The organism is Alkalimonas collagenimarina, assembly GCF_030717845.1.
Classification (GTDB): Bacteria; Pseudomonadota; Gammaproteobacteria; order Enterobacterales; family Alteromonadaceae; genus Alkalimonas; species Alkalimonas collagenimarina.
The window spans coordinates 62,390-79,306 of record NZ_JAUZVZ010000008.1 but is presented as its reverse complement, the minus strand read 5'-3'; the positions used below and the strand labels follow the sequence as shown (position 1 = coordinate 79,306).

Annotated in this window: 14 protein-coding genes; 9 read left to right on the top strand and 5 right to left on the bottom strand. The window is 49.6% G+C overall.

All coding sequences use genetic code 11. From position 1 onward, the window contains the following. Positions 1 to 90 precede the first annotated feature (90 nt). The 3 genes from elbB (at position 91) to Q3O60_RS07275 (ending at position 3,361) form a co-directional block, all read left to right on the top strand. Entirely contained in the window at positions 91 to 795 is a 705-nt protein-coding gene (gene elbB / locus Q3O60_RS07285; protein ID WP_305893249.1) for an isoprenoid biosynthesis glyoxalase ElbB, read from the top strand. 41 nt (positions 796 to 836) lie between these two features. Next, on the top strand, positions 837 to 1,232 hold the full coding sequence (locus Q3O60_RS07280; protein WP_305893248.1) for a c-type cytochrome: 396 nt from the start codon (positions 837 to 839) through the stop codon (positions 1,230 to 1,232). Between the two features lie 221 nt (positions 1,233 to 1,453). After that, positions 1,454 to 3,361, top strand: coding sequence for a sensor domain-containing diguanylate cyclase (locus Q3O60_RS07275; protein WP_305893247.1), 1,908 nt, complete (start codon positions 1,454 to 1,456; stop codon positions 3,359 to 3,361). Here the strand turns inward: Q3O60_RS07275 and rep are convergent. Beyond that, entirely contained in the window at positions 3,358 to 5,379 is a 2,022-nt protein-coding gene (rep, locus tag Q3O60_RS07270) for a DNA helicase Rep (RefSeq protein WP_305893246.1), read from the bottom strand. The two genes, Q3O60_RS07275 and rep, sit on opposite strands and share 4 nt — an antisense overlap. 139 nt (positions 5,380 to 5,518) lie before the next feature. Between rep and ubiK the strand changes: the two genes are divergently transcribed. Together ubiK and Q3O60_RS07260 are read left to right on the top strand one after the other, a co-directional pair. Beyond that, entirely contained in the window at positions 5,519 to 5,806 is a 288-nt protein-coding gene (gene ubiK / locus Q3O60_RS07265) for a ubiquinone biosynthesis accessory factor UbiK (RefSeq protein ID WP_305893245.1), read from the top strand. 9 nt (positions 5,807 to 5,815) lie between these two features. Beyond that, the gene (locus tag Q3O60_RS07260; protein ID WP_305893244.1) at positions 5,816 to 7,099 is read left to right on the top strand and encodes a Xaa-Pro dipeptidase; all 1,284 of its coding nucleotides are present in this window, start codon (positions 5,816 to 5,818) and stop codon (positions 7,097 to 7,099) included. A 68-nt stretch (positions 7,100 to 7,167) separates the two neighbouring features. Here Q3O60_RS07260 and Q3O60_RS07255 read toward each other — a convergent pair whose 3' ends face one another. Next, the gene (locus tag Q3O60_RS07255; RefSeq protein WP_305893243.1) at positions 7,168 to 7,809 is read right to left on the bottom strand and encodes a PEP-CTERM sorting domain-containing protein; all 642 of its coding nucleotides are present in this window, start codon (positions 7,807 to 7,809) and stop codon (positions 7,168 to 7,170) included. A gap of 352 nt (positions 7,810 to 8,161) precedes the next feature. Here Q3O60_RS07255 and Q3O60_RS07250 point away from each other — a divergent pair, with 352 nt between their 5' ends. Beyond that, positions 8,162 to 9,472: an MFS transporter gene (locus Q3O60_RS07250; RefSeq protein WP_305893242.1), complete on the top strand. Its 1,311-nt coding sequence runs from the start codon at positions 8,162 to 8,164 to the stop codon at positions 9,470 to 9,472. A 13-nt stretch (positions 9,473 to 9,485) separates the two neighbouring features. Here Q3O60_RS07250 and Q3O60_RS07245 read toward each other — a convergent pair whose 3' ends face one another. The 3 genes from Q3O60_RS07245 to Q3O60_RS07235 form a co-directional block, all read right to left on the bottom strand. Then, positions 9,486 to 10,199 carry a VC0807 family protein gene (locus Q3O60_RS07245; RefSeq protein WP_305893241.1) on the bottom strand — a complete coding sequence of 238 codons (714 nt, stop codon included), beginning with the start codon at positions 10,197 to 10,199 and terminating at the stop codon, positions 9,486 to 9,488. Between the two features lie 64 nt (positions 10,200 to 10,263). Beyond that, the gene (locus tag Q3O60_RS07240; RefSeq protein ID WP_305893240.1) at positions 10,264 to 11,292 is read right to left on the bottom strand and encodes a M28 family peptidase; all 1,029 of its coding nucleotides are present in this window, start codon (positions 11,290 to 11,292) and stop codon (positions 10,264 to 10,266) included. A 159-nt stretch (positions 11,293 to 11,451) separates the two neighbouring features. Further along, positions 11,452 to 12,246, bottom strand: coding sequence for a DUF2884 family protein (locus Q3O60_RS07235; RefSeq protein ID WP_305893239.1), 795 nt, complete (start codon positions 12,244 to 12,246; stop codon positions 11,452 to 11,454). Between the two features lie 281 nt (positions 12,247 to 12,527). Here Q3O60_RS07235 and Q3O60_RS07230 point away from each other — a divergent pair, with 281 nt between their 5' ends. The 3 genes from Q3O60_RS07230 to Q3O60_RS07220 are packed head-to-tail and all read left to right on the top strand — an operon-like array spanning position 12,528 to position 16,803. Then, complete coding sequence (locus Q3O60_RS07230; RefSeq protein WP_305893238.1) at positions 12,528 to 14,336, top strand: assimilatory sulfite reductase (NADPH) flavoprotein subunit; 1,809 nt, start codon at positions 12,528 to 12,530, stop codon at positions 14,334 to 14,336. Next, entirely contained in the window at positions 14,336 to 16,054 is a 1,719-nt protein-coding gene (gene cysI, locus Q3O60_RS07225; RefSeq protein ID WP_305893237.1) for an assimilatory sulfite reductase (NADPH) hemoprotein subunit, read from the top strand. Before Q3O60_RS07230 ends, cysI begins: the two co-directional genes overlap by 1 nt. Before the next feature lie 11 nt (positions 16,055 to 16,065). Further along, positions 16,066 to 16,803 carry a phosphoadenylyl-sulfate reductase gene (locus Q3O60_RS07220; protein WP_305893334.1) on the top strand — a complete coding sequence of 246 codons (738 nt, stop codon included), beginning with the start codon at positions 16,066 to 16,068 and terminating at the stop codon, positions 16,801 to 16,803. Positions 16,804 to 16,917 lie beyond the last annotated feature (114 nt).

Genomic DNA, 16,917 nt, shown 5'->3' with positions numbered 1-16,917 from the left:
TAAAAAATTTTCGTTTAAAAAAACCAGTTTAAGAATCGATTGGTATAAGCCAGTATAGATGCCTGCTGGCGGTTATTTTTGGAGGTTATCATGAAGCATGTAGCAGTAATTTTGAGTGGTTGCGGTGTCTATGATGGGGCTGAGATCCACGAATCGGTGCTCACTTTATTGCATCTGGAACAACAGCACGCGACCTACCAGTGTTTTGCACCCGATACCATGCAACACCATGTGATTAATCATGTCACAGGCGAAGCAAGCAACGAGCAACGCAATGTGCTAATTGAAGCTGCTCGTATTGCTCGTGGTCAGATCAAACCGCTTTCTGCTTTGCAGGTCGATGACTTTGATGCTGTGATCCTGCCCGGTGGTTTTGGTGCCGCAAAAAACTTGTCTGACTTTGCCTTTGCTGGTGCCAAGGCGGAGGTGTTACCAGAATTAAAACAGCACCTATCCCGTTTTATTGCCGCGAAAAAGCCACTGGGCTTTATCTGTATTGCCCCGGCCATGATCCCCCGGTTATTCGATAGTCGCGTAAGCCTGACCATCGGTATGGATCAAGATACTGCAGACCACATTACCACCATGGGTGGACAACATATCAATTGCCGGGTGCAAGATATCGTGGTTGATCATGCAGCTAAGGTAGTCAGCACCCCAGCCTATATGCTGGCACAGTCGGTACTCGAAGCCAGTAGCGGTATTGAAAAGCTGGTGCATGCGGTGCTTGAGCTGGCTGAAGCAAAGACAGCTTCACATCATGGGGCTTCCCCAAGCCCATCTGGATCGTTATAATGGCGCAAGATTTGTACAAATTAAACACAGGACCAACAACGATGAAAAGAATCCACCTTGCAGCAGCGGCTGCATGCGCTTTGCTGTTCACAGGTCTGGCTAGCAGCTCGACTGAAGATGATGTCCGTAAGCGTATCGCTCCGGTAGGTCAGGTGTATCTATCAGGCGATGCGCCAGCACAAGCCACAGCAGATACTGGTCCCCGCAGTGGTGAGCAAGTGTACCAAACAGCTTGCTTTGCTTGTCATGGTACAGGCGCTTTAGATGCCCCAAAACCTGGCGAATCCAGCTGGGAGCCACGGATTGCGCAAGGCTTTGACGTAATGCTGCAAAAGTCAATTGAAGGATTCAACAACATGCCAGCGATGGGGACTTGCATGAATTGTTCTGAAGATGAAATCGCTGAAGCGATTCGCTTTATGATTGAAGGTGTCTGAACCCGGGCCGTGCCCTGACGCATTGTTCTGTCGTGGCCAGGCGGCCACGGCAGGCTTGCCTCCCCCACATATAACGTTTCTCAACAAAATACTCACCATATATACTAAACTAGTATAATAAAGCTTCGCTTTCATTCAGATGACGATTTCACTCTGCGTAAAGTTTGTGCATAATGGGTCAGTTCCGTGCATTGAACCGATCATTATGATAAGAGACTGAGTTGAAGGATTTAACCAATAAAAAGCGCGCGTTACAGCGTGCAGAAGCCAATCAGCAACGGTTGCAACAATTGGCCGAACGTTATCGTCAAGCGTATGCTATCCAAGGTGCTCTGCTCCAGCTTTCTGAGCTGGCCAGTACTATTGCTGATATGAAAGAGTTTTATCCTGCCATTCACCATATGGTGGCTGAGCTGTTGCACGCCAAAAATTTTTATGTCGTCTTGGTCAACCCAGAAACTCATGAGTTTTCTCTGGAGTATTTTTCTGACGAAAAAGACCAGCAAGTTATCCCACAAGTACCATCAGAAGCTTTTTCCTCTGGCCTGACCGGCTATGTCTTTCAAAAGCACAAACCTCTACTTTGTGATCAGTCTTTATTTGAACAATTGGTGACTTCAGGTCAGATTAAAGCTCAGGGTTCCATGCCAACCCATTGGATGGGAATTCCACTTAGTCGGGGCAAACAAACCATCGGTGTGATGGCCATCCAAAGCTATGATGCTGACAAGCATTATACCGAACACGATCTCGATATTTTTAGCCATATCGGTCACCATACGGTGACCGCTTTTGATCGAGTCCGTAGCAGAGAGATCCTCGAACAAACTGTTCGTGAACGCACTCAACAATTGCAAAAAACCAATGTTGAGCTGCAAAAAGAAATAAAAGAACGTAGTGCCGCTGAAAAGCTGCAAGGCTCATTGTATCGTATCAGTGAGTTGTCGGCCTGCAGCCGTAATATGCAAAGCTTCTATCGTGATGTTCATCAGGTACTGTCTGAATTGATGTATGCCGAGAATTGCTACATTGCGTTAGTGGACGCCAGCAACAATAGCCTGAGCTTCCCATTTTATCGCGATCAATACACACCAGCTGCGCCAAAGCGCCCTATGGGTAAAGGCTTTACCGAATACATCATTCGCACCGGAGAAGCACAATTAATTGATGGTGCGGCAGCTTTGCAATTGGCAAGAGCCGGAGAAGTGACTCGCGGTATGGTGAGTGCTTTACAGAGTACCCGCCATTCGACCAGTTGGCTGGGTGCTCCTTTATTACTGGATGACGACGTGATCGGAGTCATTGCGCTTCAGGCCTATGACTATCAATACGATTACAGCGAGCAAGAGCTCAATATTCTGCGCTTTGTCTCTCAGCACATCGCTGTCGCCATTCAGCGTAAGTTGGCAACCGAACAACAACGTAAACATCAGGAAGACCTGGAGCGAAAAGTCTTTGAGCGAACCCGGGAATTACGTCAGACTAACCTGTTCCTCCGCTTACAGGTTGAAGAACGGAAAAAAATCGAAGAAAAGCTGTTTCATGAAGCCAATCATGATGCGTTAACCAGTCTGGCAAATCGTCCTCGCTTCCTGCAATTGCTGCAGCAACAGTTTCGTCAACGGAAGCGCCAATCGGATGGCAAGTTGGCGTTATTGTTTATCGATTTAGATCGGTTCAAAGCCATCAACGATAACCTGGGCCATGCCATTGGAGATTCGTACCTGATTGAAACCAGCCATCGTCTGCAAGCAGCCGTGCGAGAGCATGATCTGGTTGCCCGACTTGGTGGTGATGAGTTTGTCGTGATGCTGACCGAAATCCACCAACAACTGGATGTAGAAGAAGTGGCAGATCGTATTCTCGAGTCGGTTCGCCAACCCGTCGATATCGAACAGCAGCAAGTATTGTCAGGTGCAAGTATAGGTATAGCTCTCTATCATCATGGCTACCAATCTGCAGATGAGATGCTGCGCGATGCCGATGCGGCTATGTATCAGGCTAAATCGTTGGGCTCTAACCGTTTTGTGATTTTTAATCCCGATATGATGGAGGTAGCCGCCCCCAAATCCCCAAAGTCTGACGCTGAACCTGCAGCGGTATCAAATAAAGCAGCTCAGGTCGGTTAGCTTTTTTCTTTATTAAGCAGTTGTCGTAGTCGTTCAATGTTGGCTTTGCCCGTCACCTGTCGTTGTTCTGCTGTTTTAGGGGCCGCGACCAGCTGCCACTCCAAATCATCTTGCGGTAGTTCATACAAAAAACGGCTGGGTTCTGGCCGGATCACTTCGCCATACTGACGCCGCTCTTTGGCATAGGTAAAGATCAACTCTCGCTGCGCTCGCGTGATGCCAACGTAAGCCAGTCGCCGCTCTTCCTCGATGTTATCTTCATCAATGCTACCCTGATGGGGCAAAATACCTTCTTCCACACCCACCATAAAGACGTAAGGAAACTCCAATCCTTTGGATGCATGCAAGGTGAGCAATTGCACCTGATCGGCCTGCTCATCCTGCTCTTGTCGCTCCATCATGTCGCGCAGGGTCAGACGAGTCACAACTTCCGGTAAAGTCATCGGGGCTTCATCATCCTTACCTGCCAGCATCTCGACAATCCAGCGGTACAGCTCATTGACATTTTTCATCGCCATTTCCGCGGCTTTGGGGCTGTTACTGGTTTCAAATAACCAGGCTTCGTAATGACTTTGCCGGATCAAATCGCGGATGGCTTCACTTGGCTCTTCCCGCTTGATTTGCTCCGTCAGTTGCACAATCCAATTGGCAAACTGCTGCACCGCCTGATACCCCCTCGCAGGCAAACGCTGGGCAAGTTCTGGCGAAAAACAACTGGCAAACATGCTCTGTTGTTGCTCATGAGCCAGGGTACCTAGCTTTTCCAGTGTGGCAGCACCAATCTCACGGCGCGGCACATTGATAATGCGCAGCAGGGCATTGTCATCATCCGGATTGACCAGTAAGCGCAAATAAGCCATCACATCTTTAATTTCAGCACGGGAAAAGAATGAAGTTCCGCCAGAAATACAATAGGGAATACGATTGCTCATCAACGCTTTTTCAAAAATTCGCGCCTGATGGTTGCTGCGATACAACAAAGCATAATCTTTGTATTGAGAGCGGTTGCTAAAGCGGTGAGAAATAATCTCTGCCACTACTTTTTCGGCTTCGTCCTCTTCATGTTTGCACGGCAGCACCTTGAGCGGCATGCCATAGCCAATTTCACTAAATAACTGCTTTTCGAACACATGGGGGTTATTGGCAATCAGAATATTAGCGGCTTTCAGAATGCGCTCTGAGGAGCGGTAGTTTTGCTCCAGTTTAATCACTTTCAATTGCGGAAAGTCTTGCTGCAAAAGTGCCAGATTCTGCGGCTTAGCGCCCCTCCACGAATAAATAGATTGATCGTCGTCTCCAACCACGGTGAAGCGCTGTCGCTCTCCCACTAGCAGCTTCACTAGCTGATACTGACTGGTGTTGGTATCCTGATACTCGTCCACCAGCAAGTAACGAATTTTTTGCTGCCAGCGCTGCCGCACCTCTGGTTGATGCTGCAATAATAAGGTTGGTAATAAGATCAGATCATCAAAATCAAAGGCATTGTAGGCTTTCAATAGTTGGTTGTAGCGCAAATAAAACTGCGCTTGCAGCAGCTCTTCAGGGTGCACGGCCTGCTGAATGGCCAACTCGGGTAGCACCAGATCATTCTTCCAATTGGAAATACGGCTTTGCAGTTGGCGAATTAAATCCTTATCACCGGCATAATCCCCTTCGGTCAGCTCTTTCAGTAGCGCTTTTGAATCCTGATCATCAAATAAACTAAAACTGGCTTTGTAACCCAGCGCGCGATACTCTTTTTTCAGAATAGTTAAACCGAGTGTGTGAAAGGTCGAAATGGTCAAGCCGCGACAAGCCGGTTTTGGCAGTTGATGACCAATTCGCTCTTTCATTTCACGGGCGGCTTTGTTGGTAAAGGTCACCGCGGCAATATGGCGGGCAGGCAATTCGCATTGCTGAATTAAATAAGCAATTTTATTAATAATAACCCGCGTTTTGCCACTACCGGCACCAGCTAATACCAGACAAGGTCCGGAAATGTAATGCACAGCATCATTTTGTTGTGGATTTAGTTTCATTTAAGCGCCAGCGACAGCATCGCCATAAAGAGGATCGTCCTATCAGGCGAGCTATTTTACCGGAAATTGCCGTAAAAGAGCAGCGAAGCTTTGTTATACTGAATAAACACTCATATCCAGCACTGCACAGGACACCCTTATGATTGATCCAAAAAAAATTGAAGACATGGCGAAACAAATAGGCGCTCTAATTCCGAGCCAACTGCGACAGGCAGCCGATGATATTGAAGGGAAAATCAAACTGATCCTACAGCAAAAACTGGCTCAATTGGATGTAATTAGCCGCGACGAATTTGATGTGCAACGACAAGTCCTGGCCCGCACCCGGGAAAAAGTCGACCTGCTGGAAACGCAAGTTCAGGCTTTACTGGCAGAACGCACCACGCCCTCCACTAAAGACGAGCTGCCTTCGTCTGATCAACAGTAGGACAGTCGAATGAAAACGCCCGTTTTAGCCCTAACCGCACTATTGATAAGTTGTGGTCTTTACGCCGCGCCGGATCGCTTAATTTTGGCTGGCCAGTTATTGGATGTTCGTACCGGTGAACTTCATAGCCAGCAGGCTATTTTGATCAAACAACAACGTATTCAGCGTATTACGTCTATCAGTGAGCTGGCAGACAATGAGCGACCAGCCGATGTGCTCGATTTAACCGGTTACACCGTCTTGCCCGGCTTAATCGATATGCATGTGCATCTTACTTCGAATCCGCAGAAACATGGCTATCGTCGCCTCAACGACACCCCAACCCGGCAAGCTCTGTTTGGTGTCACTGCGGCTCAAGCGACACTGGATGCCGGCTTTACCACAGTGCGTAATGTTGGTGCCAGCGGCTTTGCTGATGTCGACTTGCGCGATGCCATTGATGAAGGCGATATTGTCGGCCCCCGCATGCGAGTGGCAGGGCACAGCATCTGTATTACCGGTGGCCACTGCGACAACAACTTACTGCCTCATACCTATAAGGCCAACAGCTTTGGTGTCGCCAACAGCCCGGACGAAGTTCGTGCCCGTGTGCGTGAAAATATGAAGTATGGTGCCAACGTTATTAAGTTTACCGCAACCGGTGGTGTGTTATCGCGCAATACCGATGTTAATGCCAGCCAGTTTAGTCTGGCAGAAATGCAATCGCTGGTGGCTGAAGCTCACGATCGCGGAGCCAGAGTTGCAGCTCATGCCCATGGGCTGCATGGCATGAAGCGGGCGATTGAAGCCGGAGTCGACTCCATTGAGCATGCCAGTTTCCTAAACGATGACGTGCTGGCACTGGCAGCAGAAAAAGGCACCTATCTGGTGATGGATATCTATGTCAGTGATTACATCTTAGGCGAAGGCGAGGCTGCCGGTATTTTACCGGAGTCGCTGGAAAAAGAACGTCATGTCGGCCAGTTGCAGCGTGAAAACTTTCGACGTGCCGTTGTCGCTGGTGTCAATATGGCCTTTGGTACCGATGCTGGTGTTTATACACATGGCCAGAATGGCCGTCAACTAGCCTACATGGTGGAATGGGGCATGACCTCATTGCAAGCGATACAAAGTGCAACTGTGCATGCAGCTGATTTATTGCATTGGTACAGCGATGAAGGCAAACAAAACGTGGGTGTACTCGAGCCTGGCGCTTTTGCTGATTTGATCGCGGTACAGGGTAACCCGCTGCAGGACATTCGACTGCTGGAGTCAATTCCCGTGGTAGTGAAAGGTGGCCAGCGGGTTAAATAATCTGCTGCTGAAACGTAAAAAGGCCTGTTGCAGCAGGCCTTTTTGGTATTTGGAGCGACGTAAAAGAATTAACGGCGGCGTAAACGCAGCCCGAGCAAGCCAAGGCCTAGCAATGCCAAAGTGGCAGGAGCAGGGACTGGTGTGGTGGTTTGAGCTGGCGTACCAAATACATCTAAGGTTGCACTGCTTAAGTCAAATGAGCGTTCACCACCACTCCGCGAAAACCACAAGTAAAAACTGCCCGACTCCACAATGCTATCAAATACATCCAGTGAATTATTGAAAGTAAACGTCATGGTTTGATTACCAGAGTTTAAGCGACGGTTTGCCGCCGTTATGTCAGACAAACTGCCATTGATTTGATCCACGGCTGGACGAACATACCAGCGATTATTATTAATCATCCCAAAGAACGCAGTGTTAGGAAGCAAGTTGTAAGTCAGAGTTAACTCAAACGACGTAATATCTTCAAAAGCAAGATGACTGAAGTCAAAACCATCATGGAACGAACTACCGCTACTGCAACCAGTGACATTGACCTGAAAGTGGTCTGCATGCAAGCTGCCACAAGAGCCATTGTAATTTGTATGTAACGGTGAGTGCTTACCAATACCATAATCATGGCTGATAGTGCCAATCAAGGTAGCATGCGCCGAAAACGCCAAACCGGCCAACAAAGTGATCGTACTAACAACTAAAGATAGTTTCATGTTTTTACCTGAGTTAAGAAGAGAATATGCCATACAACTGATCCGGGCATCCTGAACAGCGGGCGATCATTGACCATAAAACACATTTAGCAAAGATCGAGCCACAAAAAACAATACCATTGTATGTCTATGATACTAAGTAGCTTATTTTTTGTTCAGCACCTATTCCACCTCCTACTGCCATGAATAACGAACCGTATTGTAAACAAAACAGACACCGTCGGCTCAGGGACCAATGAAATCATTGTATGGGGTTAAAATTCACAGACGCTCATACTAAACTGTTAGACTATCAACGACTCATAGTGCTTGGTATTCATTTGAAAAGCTTCACAGACAAACAGGAGATACTGTGGCTAAAACACAGGAAAAATTGGATCGGTTGTATGGCCTAATCGCCAACGAGGAAGATGCCCGTGCCTGTAAGGATATTTCTGATCAGGCTTGTACCGAGGTGCCTCGCAACTTTTTTCTGATTTTATGCAGCCAGACCCTGACTAGCTTAGGTGATTTACTCACCAGTCCGAAAACCATTTTAACCTGGTTGATGACAGCTGTCGGCGCTCCTGCCGCCTTGATCGCCTGGCTGGTCCCTATTCGGGAATCCGGCTCCATGTTGCCGCAACTGATGATTGGTGCCTGGGTGCGCCAGCATGCCCTGCGTAAACCCTTTCTGGTACTGGGAGCCATCATTCAGGCGCTGAGCTTATTCGGTATGGTACTGGTCGTGCTGTGGCTGGAAGGGCTGGCTGCAGGTCTGGCTATTTTGGGCCTGCTGGTGGTATTTAGTCTGGGCCGGGGCCTCAATTCAGTGGCGATGAAGGATGTACAGGGCAAGACCATCCCGAAACAACGCCGCGGCCGCCTAACGGGCCTTGCCAGCACTATTTCTGGCCTGCTGACAACGCTGATCTCTGTCTGGCTGTTCAGTCAGGCTGAAGATGCCGGTCTGCTGATCTATGTGCTGCTGTTGCTCGGTGCCGCTATGCTATGGTTTGGTGCTGCCACCTTGTTCAGCCAAATTGACGAACAACCGGGTGAAACCAGCGGTGGCGGCAATGCCATGCAGCAAGCCTTTGCTAATCTGGCACTGCTGCGTGACGATGCCTTGTTTCGGCACTTCGTCATCACCCGGGCGTTAATGTTAAGCTCAGCTCTGGCAACTCCCTTTCTCATTGTGTTAGCGCAACAACACAGCAGCTCAGGTGCCTTACTGGGCGCTTTTTTGCTGGCGAGTAGTCTGGCCAGCTTGCTTAGCTCTAGTATCTGGGGTTGGATGGCCGATTGGTCCAGTCGAAAAGTCTTGTTATTGGCTGCCGGCTTGGCGTCTGTGTTCTGTTTTCTCGCTGCGCTAGCCAGTCAGTTCGATGGCCTGATCGTCAGCAATTTTTGGTTTTACCCCACACTATTTATGCTGCTGAGCATTGCCCATGCTGGCGTGCGGGTGGGCCGAAAAACCTATCTGCTGGATATGGCAGGTGGCAATAAACGCACCGATTATGTCTCGGTCAGTAATACCGTCATTGGCGCGCTGTTACTGCTTACCGGCTTGGTCAGCGCTCTCGTTGCCAGCTGGTCGTTGTTTGCGGTGCTGGTGTTGTTTGCACTGATGAGCGCAGTTGGCGTGATCTACGCCTGGCGTTTAAAAGAAGTAACGCAATAACCCAGGGCATGCCCTAGTCACCGCCAGCCAAAAAGTTATCCAAATCCTCGCCGGTTAACTTGCCGATTTGAGAAAAGAGATACAGGACTGCGCCCATCATAATTATGGTGCAAGGGATAGCAATCACAGGAAAGCTCAGCGCCGTCATGCGGCCAATTTCAGCATTAAAGGCTTCAGTACCTGCCGGGCTCACCACGATCCATTTGGCCAGCACGTAATTTAGAATGGCAGACAGCACAAATGAGCTGGCCAACAAATAAGTGCTTATTTTTAATTTTTCCTCGAAGGCTTCTGTTGCCTGCCTGGCCTTCAATGCCTTGGCCAGTTTCTCGGTTTGAATAAGCTCTTCATTTAACAACAACTTGCGTACCAGCGAAAAACGAGTGTTGTGGGTCAGCAAGACGCCAACAGCGATCACGGCTGGCACAGCAGCCTCTTTAATCGCAATATAAGCCGGGTCGAGTTGCAGCAAACCAATACCGCCAGTCAGCAGCACACTGATCACACCCAACACGGAAATAAAATTCACCTTCTCACTGCGATGAAAATCCCAACTGCCATACAACACCGGAAACGCCAGTGCCACCACCAATGCCCACATTGGACCCAAATGCGCCTCACCGCTGAATTTGGTCAGGATCAGCACCGGAATGATGATATTAAATACGATATTTCCGAAAAAACCGCCTTTCTTTTTGGCTGGTTTTGACTTCACAGCATCGGACATGGCTACTTCCTCACTCACTGCGCATCTGCGTAGATACACATACTCAATAAACGCTAGTATGCCACTAGCCAGCATCCGCGGCTAGCTGCTGATCCAGCAACAAGATAAAACTCAACACCGCCTCACTCACCGCATGATAAAACCCGGTATCCACCCGTTCAGCAGTATCCCTTGGGCTATGATAATCCGCATGATCGGCCACACCAAAATACACAAAGGGCACACCATGGCGATGAAAGACACCATGATCGGAACTCTGAGTCCAGTTTTCAGTCCGGCCCGCCCGCCACCAGGGTCGATCATGGGCTCTTATCAATCGAACACTACTTTGTGCCTGCACCTGATCCAACAATGGGTGCAACCAGGGGTGCTGGTAGGTACCAACCGCAAAGAGCTTGCGCCCGGTATCACGGCTTAGCATATCGACATTGATGTTAAAGGCCAGCTGCTCAGCTGTTAGCATCTGATGCTGAAACAAAGCGACTGCGCCTTGCAAGCCTTTTTCTTCGCTATCCAGCGCAATAAACAGCAAGGGATGCTGTGTTGGGTTGTGTTGAAAATAACGAGCCAACTCCAGCATAGTAGCTACACCTGAAGCATTGTCATCGGCGCCATGGAAGATGTCTCCATTGCGAATACCCAAGTGATCATAATGTGCTGTCACCACGAGGTAGGGTAAATCCGGCTGTTGGCCGGGTAAACGTCCCAACACATTGGCAGCGTTAGTTATGGCTTCAATCTGACGCTGACGTTGGCGAAACAAGCCACTGAACTGAATATGCTCTTTCACCTCATACTCTTGCAAATACCCCTGCTGGCCAGCAGGCTGCAAACCAATCGACTGATACTGCTCAATCAGCCAATGCCGGGTTGCCAAAGCACCTGCTTGACCAGACTCGCGACCTTCACGGTCTGGGTGAGCCATCCAGCTGAGATCATCCATCATGCGTTGCGCATCAAGCCGATTGGGGATGGTTTCAGCCAACTGTTGCGGCGTGATGGCTTCAATACGTGCGGCTTCCCGCTCCGTTAGCCAAGCCTGCCAAGCTGGGTACAGGCCGTAATAGCTTACCGCAGCTACCACAGCAAGCATTGTCGTTATCACCAGTACACGCTTTATCCACTGGAGCATCATGGTTACCTCTAATCTTCAATAACCGCAGTGTACTGAAGAAGCTAACCAATAAAAAGGACGCATTGCACCATTAGGTGAACAATGCGCCAAGGCTGTGGTTGGAAACGTTTAACTGTATTAACGGCGCTGCATCGCCTGAGTCGTTTGCTGAAACAGAGCATAGGGTGCCAACTTTGGCAGTTCGCTGATTAAATCCTGCTCCAGTACCGTCAGCTGCTGGATTTGCTCGCACAGCGTATCTCCTCGCTGCTCCAATGCCGCAGCTTTTAGATCCATACTGGCTTCCAGCTCTGAGCCAAACTTTTCCATCCGCTCGCCAAAGGCTTCCATTCGTTGCTCAAAGCTGCCTTCGCCACTGAAAAAAGCTTTGCCCAGCTGCCAGAAAATACTACTCATGGAGCTTTCTACCACCTCTTCGATGGCGGCTTCAAACTCAGAACCAAAGGCATGCCCCAATGCATCGAACTGACTGCCACGAATAAGCAATGTATCGCCTTGTTCAACGATGATTCTGGATTGCACCTCCGCTACTTTTTGCAGGGCAGCTTGCATACTCTTGTGCTGGGATAATGGCCGTCCGGTCAGCTCGGTCAGTACCTGATCGACTGCACTGTATGCAAGATCCATCGCTTCTACCACGATATGTACCGTGGTTTTTCCTTGCTGATAGACACCTTCGCGGTATTGTTGAAGCTGCTCTCGCTGTGCAGGGCTGGTAGATTGAAGCTGTTGCTCTACCCACAACTGCCCCGCCTGATCGATGCGCCATAATTCGGTGCTACCAGACGATAAGGTCAGTTGTTGTGGGGTCATGGTTAGATCATGCTGCAATTGAAAATTGCACTGCTGATGGTGCACAGTGGGCCCCATCATGCTCAGGGTCAGTATGCTGCTGATTAACAGGCTGCTCATTATTCTATCCTCATGGTTGGTCGGTGACTCGTTTCGAGTTGTCGATAAGCGTATTGCAACCTGAGTGCCAAATATTAAACCACTGTTTTTTATGATTTATTTTAATTTCATCTTGCTGTGGCTTGGCTTGAAATAAGCAAAATGACCAAAAAATAGTTGATTTCACATCATGCAATCCAGTTTCTTAATTCCATAAAGGAATAAAAAAGAGAAATCTATTCTTTTACGAGCATCCATGTAGACGGCTATGCTAACGGCCTTATCATCGAACAGGTGTCGTTATGCTTTTGTCTTCTCTTGTCGCTCAGGCGAGCCCATTGACTGAACAGCAAATTCAGCAACTACAAGGCGTCGTTAGTCAGCTCAATCCCATCCAGCAAGCCTGGGTGAGTGGCTATCTGGCTGCCAGTGCTCAACTCGCCGGTGGCAGCGCGCCACAAGCTGCAGCCAGCGCGGCACCCGCTTCCAGCCTGACTATTTTATATGGCTCACAAACCGGTAATGCCCGTCATGTTGCCGAGCAGCTGGCCAATGCCGCCAAAGCGAAACAATGGGCTGTTAAGGTGCTGGATATGGCCGATTACAAAGCCAACCAACTAAAACAAGAGCGCTTTTTGACCATAGTAACCTCCACCTATGGCGAAGGTGAGCCACCAGAGAATGCCGAAGCCTTCTACAAATTTCTGTTCAGTAAAAAAGCGCCTAAGCTCAATGGCTTGAAATATGCTGTGCTTGGCCTTGGTGATACCAGCTATGAATTCTTTTGCAAAACCGCGCAAGACTTTGATGAGCGCTTGGCGGAGCTGGGTGGTGTCTCATTGCAGCAGCGACAGGATTTAGATGTCGACTATGAAGCGCAGGCTGAAAGCTGGAATCAACAGTTAATTAAAGCGTTAGAGCCAGAGCTTAACGCAGCCAGCGAACCGGCTGGCGCTCAGGTCATTGCCTGGCCCGGACAAACGGCCAGTGCCACCAGCACTTTTAGCAAACAAAACCCATTTCATGCTGAGTTGTATGCCAATCAGAAGATCACCGGCCGCGATTCAACCAAAGATGTGCGTCATATCGAAATATCACTGGAAGGCTCGGATATCCGTTACCAGCCAGGTGATGCGCTCGGCGTGTATTTCCTGAATGATCCGGCCATCGTGCGTGAAATCTTACTGGGTGCCGCCATTGCCTCCAATACACCAGTGCAACTGGCAGAGCACAAGCTCACTGTGGAAGAAGCGTTACTGGAGCACCTTGAGCTGACCCAGTCGTACCCAGCTTTTGTCGAGAAATATGCTGCAGCGACTCGCAATGATGCGCTGCAAGCACTGGCAGTAGATAAAGCTGCTTTGCGGGCTTATCTGGCCGATCGACAAATCATTGATATTATTCGCGATCACCCCGGGCTGCTGACCGCACAGCAATTGGTCGATGCGCTGCGTAAACAGCAACCTCGTCTGTATTCCATAGCCTCTTCGCAGGCCGAAGTGGAAGAAGAAGTGCACCTGACTGTCGCGGTGGTTCGTTACGATGCCTATGGTCAACCTCATTTGGGTGGCGCCTCGGGCTTTTTGGCAGAGCGTCTGGCCGAAGGAGAACGCATCAAAGTCTTTGTTGAACACAACGACAACTTTCGTTTACCGGCCAATGACGACACACCGGTGATTATGGTAGGCCCAGGCACTGGTATTGCTCCGTTCCGCGCTTTTTTACAAGAACGAGAGCAACGTGATGCCAGCGGTGACAACTGGTTGTTCTTTGGTAACCCACATTTCACGCAGGATTTTATCTATCAGGTCGAGCTGCAACGCTACCTGAAACAAGGTCTGCTAAGCAAGCTGGATGTCGCCTTTAGTCGCGATCAGGCAGAAAAAGTCTATGTGCAGGACAAACTGCGCAAACAAGGTGCCGAGCTGTTTGCCTGGCTAGAGCGCGGTGCCCATCTTTACATTTGCGGCGATGGCAATCGTATGGCCAAAGACGTACATCAGGCGTTGCTGGATATAATCCAACAGCATGGCCAACGCAGTGCGGAACAAGCTGAAACCTACTTAGATGAACTGAAACAAGCCAAGCGCTATCAGAAGGATGTGTATTAATGAGTCAGTATCCAATCAATCCAGCCTTTGTGGCTGAAGGCAAGCCCTCTGATAACGAACGGTTAAAAGCAGAGAGTGATCATCTGCGTGGCACCATTACGCAAGACCTGAAAGATGAAATCACCGGTGGGTTTAACGGTGATAACTTTATGCTGATCCGCTTTCATGGCATGTACCAACAAGATGACCGTGATATCCGTGCCGAACGCGCGGCGCAAAAGCTGGAGCCATTGCACAATATGATGCTGCGGGCCCGGATGCCGGGCGGTATTATCACGCCAACACAGTGGCTGGCCATCGATCAGTTTGCTGCGGATAAAACCATGTATGGCAGTATTCGGTTAACCACACGGCAAACCTTCCAGTTTCACGGCGTGCTTAAACCCAATATCAAACCGATGCATCAGTTTTTGCATGACATTGGTATCGATTCCATCGCCACCGCTGGCGATGTTAATCGCAATGTGTTGTGTACCTCAAACCCGGTTGAATCCGAGCTGCACCAGCAGGCCTACCAGTGGGCCATTAAGATCAGTGAACATTTGCTGCCGAAAACCCGTGCCTACGCCGAGATCTGGCTGGATGAAGAAAAAGTTGAAACCACTGAGCAAGAGCCGATTTTAGGCGATCATTATTTACCGCGTAAATTTAAAACCACGGTGGTGATCCCACCGCACAACGACATCGATGTGCATGCCAACGACCTGAACTTTGTTGCCATTGCCGAGCACGGTCAACTGATCGGTTTTAATGTGTTGGTGGGTGGTGGCCTGGCCATGACCTTTGGCGATAACTCGACCTACCCGCGCAAGGCTGATGAACTGGGTTTTATTCCGCTTGAGCATACATTGAAAGTGGCTGAACACGTCGTCACCGTGCAGCGTGATTATGGTGATCGCAATAACCGTAAAAATGCCAAGACCAAGTACACCATTGATCGCATCGGGCTGGATAACTTCCGTAGCGAAGTGGAGCAACGTGTTGGCGTGGCTTTTGAGCCGGTGCGCCCCTATGAGTTTACCAGCCGCGGTGATCGCATCGGTTGGGTGGAAGGCATGGATGGTAAACACCACCTGACGCTCTTTATTGAGAATGGCCGTATTCTGGATTACCCGGGCCGACCGCTGAAAACCGGTTTGGCTAAAATCGCCAACATCCATCAGGGCGATTTGCGCATGACCGCCAATCAAAACCTGATCATCGCTGGTGTACCCACTGAGCAAAAAGCTCAGATTGAGCAATTAGCTCGCGAGCATGGCTTAATCGACGATGGCCACAGCGAACAGCGCAAAAATTCTATGGCTTGTGTCTCCTTCCCGACCTGCCCATTAGCCATGGCGGAAGCGGAACGCTACCTGCCAGAACTGGTGACCAAGGTCGAAGGCTTGCTGCAAAAACACGATGTAGCAGATGACCATATCGTACTGCGCGTCACCGGTTGCCCGAATGGCTGTGGCCGGGCCATGCTGGCAGAGGTGGGGCTGGTGGGTCGAGCGCCGGGTAAATACAACCTTTATCTTGGCGGCAACCGTATTGGCACCCGGATCCCGAAACTGTATCTGGATAATGTCGGTGAAACCGAGATCCTGAGCCAACTAGACCAACTGATCGCCGACTGGGCCGCCAACCGCCAAGCTGATGAATGCTTTGGTGACTTTGTCGTTCGTACTGGGGTAGTGGCTGAAGTAAAAGTATCCAAAACGGATTTTCACGCATGACCGAGGTCGTTATGAGCAAATTTCAACAGATCCTGTCGCAGGATAAAGCCACCCAGCAAGACTGGCTGGCCGAGATCAATCAGCAGCTGGCCCCGTTGTCAGCCGCTGAGCGGGTGCGCTGGGCATTGGAACACTTGCCACAGCAACCCATACTCAGTTCCAGCTTTGGTATTCAGGCTGCGGTGATGCTGCATCTGGTCACCCAGCAAAAGCCTGATATCCCGGTGGTACTGACCGATACCGGCTATTTATTCCCGGAAACCTACCAGTTTATCGATCAACTGACCGATCAATTGGGTTTGAACCTGAAAGTGTACCGCTCGCAACTGTCGCCCAACTGGCAAGAAGCCCGCTATGGCGAACTATGGCAAAGTGCCGAGGGCATCAAGCAATATAACCAACTGAATAAAGTAGAACCAATGCAGCGCGCACTTCGTGAATTGAACGCTGGCAGCTGGTTTACCGGCCTACGCCGCAGCCAAAGCAGCACCCGCGCAGAGAAAGCGATTGTTGAAATCAGCCGCGGTGTGATCAAGATCCAGCCCATTATCGACTGGAGCAACAAAGACGTGTTCTATTACCTGAAAGAACACGGCCTTAGCTACCACCCGCTGTGGGAGCAAGGCTATATCTCGGTCGGCGATACCCATTCCACCGTCAAGTTCGAACCCGGCATGAGCGAAGAAGACACCCGCTTTAACGGCTTTGGCCGCGAGTGCGGCCTGCATATCGATGGCGATGGCATCTAGCCATCGCTGAAACACTCAGCGCTTGCAATGAAGTTATCGATTTCATGTATTTTCTGTAGTTAATCGTCAGCTATCTTTACACGACTCTTAAATTTAGTGTCTGGTTTATCCATA

What these genes read in the sequence shown, in the direction of transcription:
- Q3O60_RS07220 (WP_305893334.1), top strand. Translation starts at nt 16,066, where the DNA reads ATGAGCAAATTTCAACAGATCCTGTCGCAGGATAAAGCCACCCAGCAA.
- Q3O60_RS07240 (WP_305893240.1), bottom strand. Translation starts at nt 11,292, where the DNA reads ATGCTTGCTGTGGTAGCTGCGGTAAGCTATTACGGCCTGTACCCAGCT.
- rep (WP_305893246.1), bottom strand. Translation starts at nt 5,379, where the DNA reads ATGAAACTAAATCCACAACAAAATGATGCTGTGCATTACATTTCCGGA.
- Q3O60_RS07230 (WP_305893238.1), top strand. Translation starts at nt 12,528, where the DNA reads ATGCTTTTGTCTTCTCTTGTCGCTCAGGCGAGCCCATTGACTGAACAG.
- Q3O60_RS07235 (WP_305893239.1), bottom strand. Translation starts at nt 12,246, where the DNA reads ATGAGCAGCCTGTTAATCAGCAGCATACTGACCCTGAGCATGATGGGG.
- cysI (WP_305893237.1), top strand. Translation starts at nt 14,336, where the DNA reads ATGAGTCAGTATCCAATCAATCCAGCCTTTGTGGCTGAAGGCAAGCCC.
- elbB (WP_305893249.1), top strand. Translation starts at nt 91, where the DNA reads ATGAAGCATGTAGCAGTAATTTTGAGTGGTTGCGGTGTCTATGATGGG.
- Q3O60_RS07280 (WP_305893248.1), top strand. Translation starts at nt 837, where the DNA reads ATGAAAAGAATCCACCTTGCAGCAGCGGCTGCATGCGCTTTGCTGTTC.
- ubiK (WP_305893245.1), top strand. Translation starts at nt 5,519, where the DNA reads ATGATTGATCCAAAAAAAATTGAAGACATGGCGAAACAAATAGGCGCT.
- Q3O60_RS07255 (WP_305893243.1), bottom strand. Translation starts at nt 7,809, where the DNA reads ATGAAACTATCTTTAGTTGTTAGTACGATCACTTTGTTGGCCGGTTTG.
- Q3O60_RS07260 (WP_305893244.1), top strand. Translation starts at nt 5,816, where the DNA reads ATGAAAACGCCCGTTTTAGCCCTAACCGCACTATTGATAAGTTGTGGT.
- Q3O60_RS07245 (WP_305893241.1), bottom strand. Translation starts at nt 10,199, where the DNA reads ATGTCCGATGCTGTGAAGTCAAAACCAGCCAAAAAGAAAGGCGGTTTT.